The organism is Candidatus Rokuibacteriota bacterium, assembly GCA_016209385.1.
In the GTDB taxonomy this organism is placed as follows: Bacteria; Methylomirabilota; Methylomirabilia; order Rokubacteriales; family CSP1-6; genus JACQWB01.
This window is the reverse complement of record JACQWB010000308.1, coordinates 1-13,751: the sequence shown is the minus strand read 5'-3', so window position 1 is coordinate 13,751 and position 13,751 is coordinate 1. Positions and strand designations below refer to the sequence as shown.

Here is a 13,751-nt window from a genome sequence, read left to right as displayed (position 1 = left end):
AATGACACTTGACGGGCTGACCTGGATCGTCGTGGTGAACGGCCTCGTGCAACTCGCCGGCCTCATCACGCTCGTGATCCTAGCCGTCCGGGGGCTCAGGGCCGCGGGCGAGATCTCGCGGATGACTCGCGCGGTCGCGGGGCTGGTCATCCAGGAGGAGGAAAAGACTCGGGCCTTGCTCAAGGAATTGCTGTCGCGCGAACCTGGCCGTGCTTAGCTGGAACGCGTGATGCGCATCGTCTCCCTCTTGCCGAGCGCCAGCGAGATCGCGGCGGCCTTGGGGTTAACCGAGCAGCTGGCAGGGATCAGCCACGAGTGCGACTTCCCGCCCGACATCGTCGGGAAGCCGGTCTTGACTCGCCCGTGCCTCGAGCCCAAGTCCCTCGGAAGTCCGGAGATCGACACGCTCATCGCCCGGCGAGTGCGTGAGGGCCGGAGCATATACGAGCTGGATGTCGAAGGGCTCCGGGCGGCAGATCCGGACCTGATCCTGACCCAGGAGTTGTGCGATGTCTGCGCGGTGGGCTATCGTGACGTTAGCCTCGCGATCCAGCAGTTTCCGAAAAAGCCCGAGATCCTCGCATTGGACCCGCGATTTCTCGGCGATATGCTTCGGGATATCCAGCGTGTGGCGGTGGCGGCTGGCGTCGCAGAGCGGGCGAGGGCGCTCGTGTCCGGACTCCGCCACCGGATCGAAACGATCGCCGAGCGGGCCAAGGAAGCGGTGACGCTGCCCGGCGTGGCCTGTCTCGAATGGCTCGACCCGGTCTACACGGCGGGCCACTGGGTGCCCGAGTTGGTGGAACTCGCCGGGGGGCGGGATGTGCTGGCGGCTCGGGGCGAACCCTCGCGAAAGATTACCTGGGAGCTGGTGCTGGCGGCGCAGCCCGAGGTGCTGGTCCTGATGCCGTGCGGCTTCGACATTCCCCGGACGCTGAAGGAGCTCGACCTCGTCACCGGGCGTCCCGGCTGGGGCGATGTCCCGGCGGTGAAGGCTGGGCGCGCGTACGCGGTGAACGGTCACGCCTACTACAACCGATCCGGGCCGCGGCTCGTTGAAGGCCTGGAGTACCTGGCCCACCTGATCCATCCAGAGCTGTTTCCGGCGAAGCCACCCGAGGACGCCGTGGTCCCGATCGCCTGAGGCGCCTATGCGGGAGCACGCGGATTTCGTCCACCTCCATGTGCACTCCGAGTACAGCCTCCTCGACGGCGCCAGCCGCCTGGACGCGCTGGTCGCGCGGGCGCGGGAGCTCCGCTTCCCCGCGCTGGCCCTGACCGACCACGGTAACCTCTTCGGCGCCATCGATTTCTATCTGGCGTGCCAGAAGGCCGGGATCAAGCCCATCATCGGCGCCGAGCTCTACGTCGCCCCGGGCAGCCGGTTCGGGCGGGCCAACGTGGACGGTCAGTACGAAGGCGCTAACCACCTGACGGTCCTCGCCCGGAACCGTCAGGGCTATCAGAACCTGATCAAGCTTGTCTCGAAGGCATACCTCGAAGGCTTCTACTACAAGCCGCGCGTGGATCGGGAGCTCCTCGCCCAGCACGCCCACGGGCTCGTCGCCCTGTCCGGGTGCTTGAACTCGGAGGTCTCGCGCCTGCTCTCGCAGGGCGAGGAGCGGAAGGCTCGCGAAGTCGCCGGGTGGCACCAGGAGGTCTTCGGGAAGGACTACTACTTCATGGAGGTCCAGTCCCACGGCCTCCCCGAGCAGCCGAGGGTGACCGAGGGGACGCTGAGGATCGGCCGGGCGATCGGTGCTCCCGTCGTCGGGACCAACGACTCCCACTACCTCGAAGCTGGCCACGCGCGGGCCCACGAGGTGCTCCTCTGCATTCAGACCGGAACGACCGTCCGGGATCCGAACCGGTGGCGCTTCTCCTCCGAGCACTTCTACCTGAAGGCCGCCGAAGAGATGCGCCAGGTGTTCACGGAAGTGCCGGAGGCCTACCGGAACAGCCTGGCTGTCGCCGAGCGCTGCAACCTCGAGCTGGCCTTCGACCAGTTCCACCTACCCCGCTATCAGGTTCCGGCGGGGCACTCGGCCGAGAGCTACCTGGAGCAGCTGGCCTGGGAGGGGCTCCGCCGCCGGTACGGGGCCTCACCACCGGACGCGGTCGCGGATCGGCTGAAGCACGAGCTCGCGGTCATCGAGAAGATGGGCTTCGCCGGCTACTTCCTGGTCGTGTGGGACTTCATCCGCTTCGCGAAGTCCCGGGGCATCGCGGTCGGGCCGGGACGCGGCTCCTCGGCCGGCTCGGTCACGGCGTACTCCCTCGGGATCACCAGCATCGATCCGACGCGTTACGGTCTCCTCTTCGAGCGCTTCCTGAACCCCGAGCGCGTCTCGATGCCCGATATGGACATCGACTTTTCCGACGACCGCCGGGACGAGGTGATCGAGTACGTCGCCACCCGATACGGCAGGGAGAACGTGGCCCAGATCATCACCTTCGGGACGCTCGGGGCCAAAGCCGTGATCCGTGACGTCGGCCGCGCGCTCGGGATAGCCTACAACGAGGTCGACCGGATCGCCAAGCTGGTGCCCAACCAGCTCAATATCACCCTGGAGGAGGCGCTCTCCAAGTCGCCGGCCCTGGCGGAGCTGGTGCGGAGCCAACCCGAGGTAGCCGAGCTCTGGGAGGTCGCCAGGGCGCTCGAGGGGTGTACCCGCCACGCCTCGACCCACGCGGCGGGCGTGGTGATCTCGGACGAGCCCCTGGTCGAGCACATCCCGCTCTACAAGGATCCCAAGAAGAACGAGATCGTGACCGGCTACGCCATGGAGGCGATCGAGAGGATCGGCCTCCTGAAGATGGACTTCCTCGGGCTGCGGACCCTCACCGTGATCGCGAACACCGCGAAGCTGGTCGCCGCCACCCGGGGGCTCTCCTTCGACCCGGATGCGATTCCTTTGGACGACACGAAGACCTACCAGCTGCTCTCCGAGGCCAAGACCTTCGGCGTGTTCCAGCTCGAGTCCCCGGGGATGCGCGACATCCTGCGGGGCCTCAAGCCCGAGCGCCTGGAAGACCTGATCGCCATCGTCTCTCTCTACCGGCCGGGCCCCATGGAGCTGATCCCGGAGTTCATCAACCGGCGGCACGGGCGCTCGAAGATCGCCTACGAGCACCCGCTGATGGAGAAGTACCTGCGCGAGACGTACGGGATCATGCTCTACCAGGAGCAGGTGATGCAGATCGCTTCGGAGATGGCCGGCTTCACGATGGGCGAGGCCGACACGCTCCGCCGCGCCATGGGGAAGAAGGACCGAGAGCTCATGGTCCAACAGCGGCGTAAGTTTGTTGAGGGATGCAAGGCGCATGGCGTCCTGGAGAAGAAGGCCGAGAAGATCTGGGACATGATGGAAAAGTTCGCCGGCTACGGCTTCAACAAGTGCGTCACCGCCGACGTCCTGATCGAGATGGCCGACGGCACGCTGAAGCCGATCACCGAGGTCCGAGCAGGAGACGTTGTCCTGACAAAGGACGGGCCGTTCCGTGCGTCCGGCGTCAGGCCGAGCGGAACCAGACGGGTCGGCCGCCTCAGGCTTGCCAACGGCATGACGCTGCGCTGCACCGCCGATCATCCGCTCTTCACCCAGCGCGGATGGGTGAGCACGGAGGACCTCACCGCGCGCGATTTCGTGGCGGTGGTGCGCGAGCTCCCCTGTGGGAGCCAGCGGGTCCCGTCACACCTCCCGGCCCTGCTCGGCTACGCCCTTGCGGAGGGGAGCCTGGGCTACGAAGGCCATTTCTACCTCTACTCCAAGGACCCGGACGAGATCGGGGACATGGAGGCGATCCTCTCCGCCTTCCCGAATACCTCCCCCCGGGTCGAGGCTCGTGCCGACCGGAGCACCCGATCGGTCCGTCCCGTGCGAATTAATCCAAAGCGTCCGTCCGGAGCCGTGGAGTTCCTCTTCCATGAGTGCGGATTGCAGGGCAAGAGGGCGCTGACGAAGCGGGTCCCGCCGCTGGTAGACCGGTGGAGTCAGGACGTCATCGCGGTGCTTGTCGGGAAGCTGTTCCAGGGCGATGGGTGCATCCACCCCGGCACGCGATCCATCTTTTACGCCACATCATCCGAAGGGCTCGCACAGGATGTCCGCCGCCTCCTCCTCAAGCTCGGTCTGTCGTCGACGATTCACCGGAAGGTGTTCTCCTACCGTGGCGGGCGGCGGGTCGGGTACACGGTCAACCTGCTCGGGGGCCGATCCGCGTACCGGCGGTTCCAAACACTCGTGGGTCCGAGCCTGGTTGGGAAAAAGCGGACGGCGCTCGCCAAGCTCGTGGACTCCTACGCAGGTATGCGGAGGCTGCTCGCGCGCGGGAGCGTGGACATTATCCCGGCCGAACTCTACCGGCCACAGCTCCGAGAAGCGATCCTGAAACGGTATCCAAGCCTCAAGGCAGGCTGTCGGGACCTCGGGCTCGCATACGGATTGCTCTTTGCCGACCGGAGGAAACTGGGGATTCGTCGGGACACGCTCGAGTACCTAGCCGAGCGGCTCGAGTCGCCCCAGCTCGACGCGCTGTCACGATCCTCCGTCGGCTGGTCCAGACCCAAAGCGTTCACCCTGGAAGGCTCCGAGCCGACCTATGACTTCGAGGTGCCGGGGGCAAAGAGCTTCATTGCCAATGGTGTTGTCGTCCACAACTCGCACGGTGCGGCGTACGCGATGGTTGCGTACCAGACCGCCTATCTCAAGGCGAACTACCCGGTCGAGTTCATGGCAGCCCTGCTTACCTCCGAGACGGGCGACACGGACAAGATCGTCACGTACATCGACGAGTGCCGGGCGATGGGAATTCAGGTGCTGCCGCCCGACGTGAACTCCTCGGGCATCCAGTTCAGCGTGGTCAGGACGGCGATCCGGTTCGGCCTGGCCGCCATCAAGAACGTGGGCGAAGCCGCGATCGCCTCGATCCTGAAGACGCGCGAGGAGCGCGGCCCGTTCGCGTCGCTGGCGGACTTCTGCAGCCGGGTCGACCTGCGCCTCGTGAACCGGCGCGTGATCGAGAGCCTGATCAAGGCTGGCACCTTCGACTCGCTCGGCATGCCCCGCGCCGAGCTGCTCGCCTCCCTGGACGAGGCCATCGAGGCCGGGCAGCGCCACCAGCGCGACCGTCAGCAGGGGCAGACCTCGCTGTTTGATCTGATGCGCGACGGGGAGCGCGGTCCGGCACCCTCAGCCCCGTCGCTGCGCCCGCCACCTCCGGAATCGGAAACCCCAGACTCGGTCCCCGAGTGGGAGAGCGACCAGCTCTTGGCCTACGAGAAGGAGGTGCTCGGATTCTACCTCTCCGGTCACCCGCTGACCCGATTCAAGGTTCTGGCCGAACGCGTCGGTGTCACCTCGATCGGTGAGCTGGAAGGGCGCAGTCCCGGCTCGCGGATCGTGCTCTTCGGCCACGTCACCGCGCTCAAGGAGATCCCGACCAAGAGCGGCGAGCGGATGGCCTTCGCGACGCTGGAGGATCTGGAGGGAAGCGTCGAGCTGACGGTGTTCCCGGGTCCGTTCCGCACCGCGGCGCCGCTCCTCCGCTCGCGGGAGCCGATTCTGGTCAGGGGACGGGTGGACGAGACCGAGCGGGGACGGGTCGTGCTGGCGGAAGACATCCGCCCCCTCGTGGAGGAGCGCGTGCCGGCGGTGAGCCCGCCGGATCCGTTCGATCCCGGCCCGTTGCCTCGCGCGTGCCGGATCCGCGTTCGCGTCCGGGGGGATGCCGACACGCTCCTGGAGCAGATCAGGGCCTGTTGCGCCGAGCATCGCGGGAGCGTGCCGCTGTTTCTGCACCTGCTCCTTCCCGAGCAGGAGGTAGTGATCCTGGCCCGGGAGCTATCTGTGGACCCCGTCCCGGAGCTAACGACGAAGGTGGAAGCCCTGCTGGGGCCGGGGAGTCTCCTCGTCGAGCATGCGCGCGGACGTTGACTTCGAGAAGCCGATTCTGGACCTGGAGACCCGGATCGCGGAGCTCCGGGCCGGCCAGGACCCGCTTGCGGCGCGCGACGAGATCCTGCGCCTCGAGGAGCGCCTCGCCCGACTCCAGCACAAGATCTACGCGAACCTCACCGCGTGGCAACGGACACAGCTCGCCCGCCACCCCAAGCGTCCCCGTACCCTGGACTTCTTCAAGCTGATCCTGGACGACTTCGTCGAGCTCCACGGCGACCGGCTGTACGGCGACGACAAGGCCATCGTTGGGGGGCTCGCGCGGTTCGAAGGCGAGTCGCTGGTCGTCCTCGGGCACCAGAAGGGGCGGGATACGCGTGAGAACCTCGCGCGGAACTTCGGGATGCCGCATCCCGAGGGGTACCGGAAGGCGCTGCGGCTGATGAAGCTCGCCGAAAAGTTCGCGAAGCCGGTCTTCACGTTCGTCGACACGCCGGGCGCGTTTCCCGGGGTCGGCGCCGAAGAGCGCGGCCAGGCCCAGGCGATCGCGCGGAACCTTGCGGAAATGGCCGCGCTCCGGACCCCGATCGTCTGCGTGGTGACGGGTGAGGGGGGGAGCGGGGGCGCGCTTGCCGTCGCGCTCGGCGACCGCGTGCTGATGCTCGAGTACGCGATCTACTCGGTGATCTCGCCGGAAGGGTGTGCGGCGATCCTGTGGGGGGATGCCTCCCGGGCTCCGGAAGCCGCGGAGCTCCTCCGGCTCAGCGCTCCGGACCTGCTGCGGCTCGGGGTCATCGACGGGATCGTGCCGGAGCCCGTCGGTGGCGCGCACCGGAACTGGGAAGCGACTGCCGCCGCCGTGAAGCAGGCCCTCAAAGATCAGCTCTGGGGGCTTCGCTCAAAGCCGCCCGAGGAGCTGGTCCGGCAGCGGCAGGAGAAGTTCAGGCGGATGGGAGTCGTCGAGGAAGCGGTGTAGAAGGCCCGGCCACGCCGGGACGGAGCGGGCTACGGCAATCGGAGGGGGCCTCGACGGCCCCCTCCGAGGCCTCCCCCAGGAATCGGTTGCGCGGGCGAAGCCCGCGCTCGAAGGGTATTACTCCGACACGCTCCTACGCCGCGGGGTGGCGCCCCTCGATGAGCCTCAGGGCCGTGTCCTCGTCGGTGATCAGGACATTCATGAAGTGGCCCCGGAGTGCTCCCTGGATCGCGGCGAGCTTCGGCCGCCCGCCCGCGACGGCGATGACATACCTGCCGAAGACCCGGGACATCTCGCGGAGCCGTTCCGCCGACACCGCCAGCACGCGCCGGGTCAGACCCCTCAGCTCCCGGCGGTCGAACACGTCGCCCCGGCTGTCGAAGGGCTGGTAGTTGATCTCCCCCACGACGCCCAGCGCCCGAAGCTTCTTGACGCTGACCCCGTAGGACTCGGCCAGCGAGCAGAACCCCGGCGTGTCCTCGCCGATCATCCCGATCCCGACCAGGGCGATCTGGACGTCCTGCGCCTGCGCGTAGATCCGCCGGATCTCCGCGTTCTTGAGCAACCGCCGGCGCTCGGCCTCGATCTCGCGGAGAGGCCCGACCAGCTGAACGGGGAGCGCGTACGCGCTCACGTGCGGACGGTACTTCGCGGCCATCATCCCCACCAGGGTGTTCGGGAAGAGGTCCACGAGCTTCAGCGTGCACTCGCCCGAAAGCGGGTAGAGCCGCAGGTCGCGGAACTTCCGCTCGCGCAGGTGGCGGATCGTGTGGTAGAGCGTGAAACCGCACGAGAGCCCCACCGAGATGCCGTTGGCCGCCACCTTCTCGAAGTACCGGGCCGCCGCTGCCCCGAGCTCCTCCTTGACATCGTGCTCACCGCCCGTCGGGACGACGACGGCGTCGCGGACCCCGAAGCGCTGGACCAGGGCCGCCTCGAGCCGGGGGTTCTGCGGCAAGTCCAGCTCGACCCGGATCAGCCCCTCCGTGAAGGCCCGCTTCAGGAGCCGTGACACCTTCGAGGAGGACAGTCCGAGCGCGCTCGCGATCTCCTTTTGGTGCTTTTGCTGGCGATAGTACAGCTCCAGGCATTGCACCATCTCCCGCAGTTCCTGCCGGCTCGCCAGCTCTCCCGCCATTGAAATTACTTTCAGATCGTAGGATTTTTTGCTTGACACGAATAATTCTACCGCCCTAAGCTGGTAATTGCCAACACATTTTGCCGAGGAGGCCACGCATGCCGAACCAGAAGAGGTACGGGCCCGGGAACGGCAAGGGGCGGGTTCCGCTGGCAGCCTACCACCAGTCCAAGGACAACCTGGAAGGGCTCCCGCAGACCACGGCCGACAAGATCCCCCTGACGAACACGCCCAACATTTTCTCGTACAAGTCGTACGTGTTCGCCAGGAAGCCGGAGCTGATCCAGCGGTTCGTCAAGGCGACGAAGTGCGACGTGGGTGGTGTGGGCGGGCACGTCGTGGCCGCGGACGAAGTCAAGTCGGTGGTCACCCGGTTTGTCCTGGAAAACAACGCGTTCCAGGGCGAACCGATCTTCAGCTCGCTGATGGTGACGCACACGGGAGACGACGTAGGCATCACCGGGATCATGTCGGAGAACGTGCCGATGTCCGTGATCGACGAGCTGCTGTGGGATGCCCTGACCGAAGGCGCCGACAAGGCGCGGGAGCTCGGGCTGTACGGCCCCGGGCAGGACCTGATCGCCGACGCCTTCACCGGGAACCTCCGCGGGGCCGGCCCCGCAACGGTCGCGCTCCCCTTGCCCCTCCGGCCTGAGAACCCATCCCAGACGGTGCTGGTCTCCTTTGCCGACAAGACCGAGCCGATGGCGTTCAACTACTACGCCACCGGCGCCTACCTGCTGCCCCGCTTCAACTCCGGGCTCGTGATCGCCTCCTCGAGCATGAAACGCGGCTACGTCATGGAAATCGTGGACCTCGACACGAAAGCGCAGGCGATCGAGGCGGGCGCGCACCCGCGCGACCAGAAGGCCCTCGACGGCAAGATGGAGGAGCTGGCCAAGGGCCTCCAGGAGCGTGTCATCACGCTGCGCTCGCCCGAGGATCTCTTCGACATCGAGGGGCTCTGCCGGTCCTCCCGGTTCGTCGTCGCCCGGATCTGGAGTCGAGACGAGAAGGGCGGGCAAGCCCAGCTCGGCTACATCTGCTCCGCGGAGCGCCTGCACAACATCAAGACCAAGAAGGGCTTCACCTACGGCGGCAAGGACGACCCGGTGCTCCTGGCCTTTGCCCAGGGGGACTGGCCGGCGCCGGGTGAGATCACGTCGCCCTGGGCCGCGTGTCCCATGGTGGCCGGCGACTGTCGGGGCAGCCACAACCTGCACGTGCTTCCGGTGCCGATCAACTGGCAGACGTCTTACTGGTCCGGGCCCATTCTCTCGGCCGTCACGCTGTCGGTGAACATTCACACCGGGCGCATCGGCGCCGTGTCCGATCAGTTCGCGCTGGGTACACCCTGGGACTACGTCCGGCAGCGCGCGTCGGAGCTAGCCGTCCAGTTCAGGACCGCCCACGGCATCAAGCAGCCGGCGACGCTCCACGAGGACGAGCTCGAGTACCAGGAAGGCTGGAAGGAACGTCGGGCCCGCCTCGAGAAGCGGTTCGAGGTCAAGCCCCCGCTGGTCTGGAACGGTCGCGGCACGCGCGCGAAGGCGCTGGCCAAGTAGTCCACCGTCCGCCCGCACGGCCCCGCCGACCGCTCGGCACGCTTGGGCGTACGTCGAGCGGCGGGAACACGGGCGTCAGCGTGGGCGAGTTACCCCCCGAGGGCCGCGCCAGGCCGCCGGTTTGTTGACAACCCCACCTCGCGATGGTAAGGTAACTTCTACAATTACAGGCGGTTTCGATTTTTCCTCATGGCCAAGCTCCACCTCATCACCTACGGCTGCCAGATGAACGAGTACGACTCGGAGCGTGTGGCCGGCCTCCTGAAAGCCGTGCGCGACTACGATTTGACCGACCACGAGGAGGAGGCTGATCTCATCCTGTTGAACACCTGCGCCATCCGTGAGAAGGCCGAAGAGAAGGTCTTTTCCAAGCTCGGCCAGCTCAAGCCGCTCAAGCTGAAGAACCCGGACCTGATCATCGGCGTCATGGGCTGCATGGCCCAGCTTCGCCAGACGGCGATCATGGAGCGTGCGCCCGTCGTTGACCTGGTCTTCGGGTCCCCGGCGATTTCCCGCGTCGGCGAGCTCGTCGAGCGGGTCAAGCGCGAACGCCGCCCGGTGCTGGAAACCGGAGAGGCACCGCTCGTCAAGATCACGGCCAGGTCCCAGCCGACCGACCGCCTGAAGGCGTTCGTCACCGTCATGGAGGGGTGCGACAAGTTCTGCACGTTCTGCGTCGTGCCGTACACGCGCGGGCGCGAGCGGAGCCACCCGGCGGAGTCCATCCTCGCCGAGATCCGCGGCCTCGCCGACCAGGGCTATCGCGAGGTGACGCTCCTGGGGCAGAACGTGAACGCTTACGGCAAAGACCTCCTGCCGGCGACGGACCTGGCCGCGCTCCTCGAGCAGGTGAACGAGGTTCCCGGTATCGAGCGGATCCGCTTCGTGACCTCCAACCCGGTCAATCTCACGTCGCGGCTGATCCGCGCCATGGCGGACGTCCCAAAGGTGTGCGAGTACCTGCACCTGCCGCTCCAGTCCGGGTCAGACCGGATCCTCCAGCGGATGAACCGTGGGTACACGCGGGCCCGGTACCTCGAGCTGATCGCCGAGCTGAAGGAGACGGTTCCGGGGATCGCCCTCTCGACGGACCTCATCGTCGGTTTCCCGGGTGAGGAGGAGGAAGACTTGGCGGCTACGGTCGAAATGGTGGAGACCGTGGGGTACGACAGCCTCTTCGCGTTCCGCTACTCGCCGCGCCCCCGGACGCCGGCGGCGGGGTTTACGGACCAGGTGCCGGATGCGGTCAAGGCCGAACGGCTGACGCGCCTCCTCCAGGTCGCCAATCGTGTCGCCATCGAACGGAACCTGGCGCTGGAGGGCAGAACGCTGGAGGTCCTCGTGGACGGGGTTTCGAAGAAGAACCCCCGAGAGCTCTCCGGGCGGACGCGCTGCAATCGGGTGGTGAACTTCGACGGTCAGGGCCGCAACCGGTACGGTGAGCTGGTGCGGGTCACGATCACGCAGGCCATGCCCCACAGTCTCCGGGGTGAGTTGGTGTGAGGGGGAGGACCGGTTATGTTTGTTGAGATGAAAGTCCGCGGGCTCGCCCTCGACCCGCTGTCGAACATGCCCATCATCATCCTGCGGGACGAGGAGGAAAAGCGGTCACTCCCCATCTGGGTGGGGATCTTCGAAGCCAACGCCATCGCCCTGGAGCTCGAGAAGATCACGACGCCTCGCCCGATGACCCACGACCTGATCAAGAGCATCCTGGAGGCGCTGGAGGTCCGGGTGCTGAAGGTCGTGGTCAACGATCTCCGGGACAACACCTTCTTCGCCGCGATCCACCTCCAGCTCGGGAAATCCGAGCTCACCGTGGACTCGCGCCCGTCCGACGCCATCGCCCTGGCCCTGCGGGTCGGGGCCCCCATCTACGTCGAGGAGGAAGTCGTGCGGAAAGCCAAGAGCGTCGAGGTGGTGAAGGAGGCGGAGGCAGTCAATCCCGACGACCGCGAGAAGCTGAAGGAGTGGCTGGAGAACCTGAAGCCGGAAGACTTCGGCAAGTTCAACAAGATGTAGGACGTCGGTGCGGATCGGGATCTTCACGAACAATTACCTCCCCATGCGGGGAGGGGTGACGAGCTCGGTCCAGACTCTGGCGGACGGTCTCACGGCGCTCGGCCACCACGTCTGGGTCTTCGCCCCCCAGTTCGCCGGCGCCTCCGGCGATCCCGCTGGGGTTCTCCGCTTCCCGTCGTTTCCGGCTCCCACCTATCCCGACTTCTCGCTGCCCGTGCCGTGGTCGCACCGGCTCTGCCGACAGATCGAGGCGCTACAGCTCGACATCTTTCACGCGCAGCACCCCTTCCTGCTGGGGGGCACGGCGCGCCGCCTGGCGCGCCGCGCGGGCAGGCCCCTGGTGTTCACGTACCACACCCACTACGAGAAGTACGCCCACTACGTCCCGCTCCGACGCAGCCTGGTCGAGTGTGCGGCGATGCGGTGCAGCACGCGCTTCGCCGGGCGATCGGACCTCGTGCTCGCGCCGTCGCGGGCGGTCCGTGACGCCCTCCGCGAACGTGGCGTGACGGTCCCCATCCAGGTCGTGCCGACGGGTGTGCCCCTCCGGTTGTTCGTGCCCGGCGATCGCTCCCGGGCGCGTGCGGCGCGCGGCCTCCTGCCTGACGATCCGGTCCTCCTGTACGTGGGCCGTCTCGACCGGGAGAAGAGCGTGGAGCTGCTCCTGGACGCCTTCGAGATCGTGGCAGAAGTGCTGCCGCGCGCGCGCCTGCTCCTCGTGGGGCAGGGGAGCCACGCGGGGGAGCTGCGCGCGCGGACCGAGGCCACGACCGTACGGGACCGCGTGAGCTTCGTCGGCGTGAAGCCGAGGGAGAGCCTCCCCGACTACTACCGGGCGGCCGACCTCTTCTGGTTCGCCTCGCGGACCGAGACCCAGGGACTCGTACTTGCCGAGGCGGCCGCCTGCGGGCTGCCGGCCGTCGCGGTGGCGGCACCGGGGATGCAGGAGGTCGTCGCGGACGGCGAGACCGGGCTTCTGATCAAGGCTGATCCCGCAGCGCTGGCCGAAGCCGCGATCGGGCTCCTCCTCGACCCGGCCCGGCGAGAGGCGATGGGGGCGCGGGCGCGCGACCTGGCGCACCGGCAGTTCGACGCCGACGCACAGGCGCTCCGGGTGTCGAGGCTGTACGCGCGGCTCCTGGAGGGACCCCGGTCGTGACCCCGGTTGCCGCCAAGTCCCGCGGCATCTCCGTGAGCTTTCAACCGGGGTGGGGCCCGCCGGACGGGAAAGGCCTCCTGGGCGATGACGCACGCGTGCGGCTGCTCCGGCGCGTCCTGGTCTCGTATCCGGAGGTCCGACACATCCGGCCCCACCAGATCAGCCTGGACCTGGCGGTGGATCCGCGGCTGCTGGAGACGGTGGCCCGGTTCCTCGAGCGGCAGCAGTGGTTGGTGAAGGCGGTCGAGATCCGCTGAGATGAACCGGCGCCAAGAGTCCCTCGTGAGGACGAACCGCGAGATCGCCCGCGAAAAGGCCGAGGCCCTGGGTCGGGCGGGCGAGCGAATCGAGCGCCTGCTCAGAGAGCTGGATGCGCTGGCCGCCGAGCTCCAGCGCCTGGAAGCCTCGGGATCCCGGGACCGCGTGGCGGACGCCGAGCGGCGGTACGAGGCGCTCAGGGTCCAGGCCCTGACGGCGCGGCGCTACCTCATGATCCAGCGCGAGGCGGTGGGGGTACGCTCCCACGCCGTCGTGAGCGAGCTTTTCGTCGTCCCGCCGCCGCGCTCGCGCGCGGGGGCCGAACCGCGATGGGCCGAACGGCAGAGGAGTACGGGATGAGCGACACAGCGCGTGAAGAACGCATGCTCGTCAGGATCCGGGCAGGGGAGCGGATCGAATCGGTCAGCGAGATGACGGACGAGTACCGCGAGAACCTGATCCACCTGATGACGATGCAGGCAGACTCGGAGCTGGCGGGGGCCTACGGGTATGTGCCGTGGATCACCAAGGCGCCGACCGTGGAGGAGAAGCACGTGGTGGCCCAGATCGTGAAGGACGAGGTCCGCCACGCCACGGTGATGTACGGGCTCCTGGCCGACCTGGACTTCGACGTCGCGTCGCACGTCGGCGCCCACGACGAGGTCTTCACCATGCGGATCGCCGCGGACGCCGACATCGGCACGGCCCGGATCACCTCGGACAAGCGGGTCAACAT

12 protein-coding genes are annotated in these 13,751 nt (G+C 67.4%); 11 read left to right on the top strand and 1 reads right to left on the bottom strand.

What is annotated here, in order from left to right; genetic code table 11:
* Window position 1: 1 nt before the first annotated feature.
* The 4 genes from HY726_23210 to HY726_23195 are packed head-to-tail and all read left to right on the top strand — an operon-like array spanning window position 2 to window position 6,873.
* Window positions 2-217: a hypothetical protein gene (locus HY726_23210; GenBank protein MBI4611911.1), complete on the top strand. Its 216-nt coding sequence runs from the start codon at window positions 2-4 to the stop codon at window positions 215-217.
* Between the two features lie 12 nt (window positions 218-229).
* Window positions 230-1,144 (top strand): cobalamin-binding protein, encoded by a 915-nt coding sequence (locus tag HY726_23205; protein MBI4611910.1) that lies wholly within the window; start codon window positions 230-232, stop codon window positions 1,142-1,144.
* Window positions 1,145-1,151: 7 nt separating this feature from the next.
* Window positions 1,152-5,936 carry a DNA polymerase III subunit alpha gene (gene dnaE, locus HY726_23200; GenBank protein ID MBI4611909.1) on the top strand — a complete coding sequence of 1,595 codons (4,785 nt, stop codon included), beginning with the start codon at window positions 1,152-1,154 and terminating at the stop codon, window positions 5,934-5,936.
* Window positions 5,920-6,873, top strand: coding sequence for an acetyl-CoA carboxylase carboxyltransferase subunit alpha (locus tag HY726_23195; protein MBI4611908.1), 954 nt, complete (start codon window positions 5,920-5,922; stop codon window positions 6,871-6,873). Before dnaE ends, HY726_23195 begins: the two co-directional genes overlap by 17 nt.
* Window positions 6,874-7,006: 133 nt before the next feature.
* Here the strand turns inward: HY726_23195 and HY726_23190 are convergent, their stop codons facing one another.
* On the bottom strand, window positions 7,007-8,011 hold the full coding sequence (locus HY726_23190; protein ID MBI4611907.1) for a hypothetical protein: 1,005 nt from the start codon (window positions 8,009-8,011) through the stop codon (window positions 7,007-7,009).
* Between the two features lie 98 nt (window positions 8,012-8,109).
* Between HY726_23190 and HY726_23185 the strand changes: the two genes are divergently transcribed.
* From HY726_23185 to HY726_23155, 7 genes are all read left to right on the top strand, one after another.
* Window positions 8,110-9,576 carry a fructose 1,6-bisphosphatase gene (locus HY726_23185; GenBank protein MBI4611906.1) on the top strand — a complete coding sequence of 489 codons (1,467 nt, stop codon included), beginning with the start codon at window positions 8,110-8,112 and terminating at the stop codon, window positions 9,574-9,576.
* Window positions 9,577-9,765: 189 nt separating this feature from the next.
* Window positions 9,766-11,079 carry a tRNA (N6-isopentenyl adenosine(37)-C2)-methylthiotransferase MiaB gene (gene miaB, locus HY726_23180; GenBank protein ID MBI4611905.1) on the top strand — a complete coding sequence of 438 codons (1,314 nt, stop codon included), beginning with the start codon at window positions 9,766-9,768 and terminating at the stop codon, window positions 11,077-11,079.
* A 15-nt stretch (window positions 11,080-11,094) separates the two neighbouring features.
* A complete protein-coding gene (locus HY726_23175) occupies window positions 11,095-11,598 on the top strand; it encodes a bifunctional nuclease family protein (protein ID MBI4611904.1) in 504 nt (167 codons plus the stop codon).
* Between the two features lie 7 nt (window positions 11,599-11,605).
* Window positions 11,606-12,757, top strand: coding sequence for a glycosyltransferase (locus HY726_23170; protein MBI4611903.1), 1,152 nt, complete (start codon window positions 11,606-11,608; stop codon window positions 12,755-12,757).
* Window positions 12,754-13,014 (top strand): hypothetical protein, encoded by a 261-nt coding sequence (locus HY726_23165; protein MBI4611902.1) that lies wholly within the window; start codon window positions 12,754-12,756, stop codon window positions 13,012-13,014. The genes HY726_23170 and HY726_23165 overlap by 4 nt, the downstream gene beginning before the upstream one ends.
* 1 nt (window position 13,015) lies before the next feature.
* A complete protein-coding gene (locus tag HY726_23160; protein MBI4611901.1) occupies window positions 13,016-13,375 on the top strand; it encodes a hypothetical protein in 360 nt (119 codons plus the stop codon).
* The coding region (locus HY726_23155) for a phenylacetate-CoA oxygenase subunit PaaI (protein ID MBI4611900.1) at window positions 13,372-13,751 on the top strand (380 nt) is incomplete at its 3' end. The genes HY726_23160 and HY726_23155, both read left to right, overlap by 4 nt.

Bases quoted from the DNA above. Each gene is read 5' to 3' on its own strand.
- HY726_23210 (MBI4611911.1), top strand. From the start codon at position 2: ATGACACTTGACGGGCTGACCTGGATCGTCGTGGTGAACGGCCTCGTG.
- HY726_23205 (MBI4611910.1), top strand. From the start codon at position 230: ATGCGCATCGTCTCCCTCTTGCCGAGCGCCAGCGAGATCGCGGCGGCC.
- dnaE (MBI4611909.1), top strand. From the start codon at position 1,152: ATGCGGGAGCACGCGGATTTCGTCCACCTCCATGTGCACTCCGAGTAC.
- HY726_23195 (MBI4611908.1), top strand. From the start codon at position 5,920: ATGCGCGCGGACGTTGACTTCGAGAAGCCGATTCTGGACCTGGAGACC.
- HY726_23190 (MBI4611907.1), bottom strand. From the start codon at position 8,011: ATGGCGGGAGAGCTGGCGAGCCGGCAGGAACTGCGGGAGATGGTGCAA.
- HY726_23185 (MBI4611906.1), top strand. From the start codon at position 8,110: ATGCCGAACCAGAAGAGGTACGGGCCCGGGAACGGCAAGGGGCGGGTT.
- miaB (MBI4611905.1), top strand. From the start codon at position 9,766: ATGGCCAAGCTCCACCTCATCACCTACGGCTGCCAGATGAACGAGTAC.
- HY726_23175 (MBI4611904.1), top strand. From the start codon at position 11,095: ATGTTTGTTGAGATGAAAGTCCGCGGGCTCGCCCTCGACCCGCTGTCG.
- HY726_23160 (MBI4611901.1), top strand. From the start codon at position 13,016: ATGAACCGGCGCCAAGAGTCCCTCGTGAGGACGAACCGCGAGATCGCC.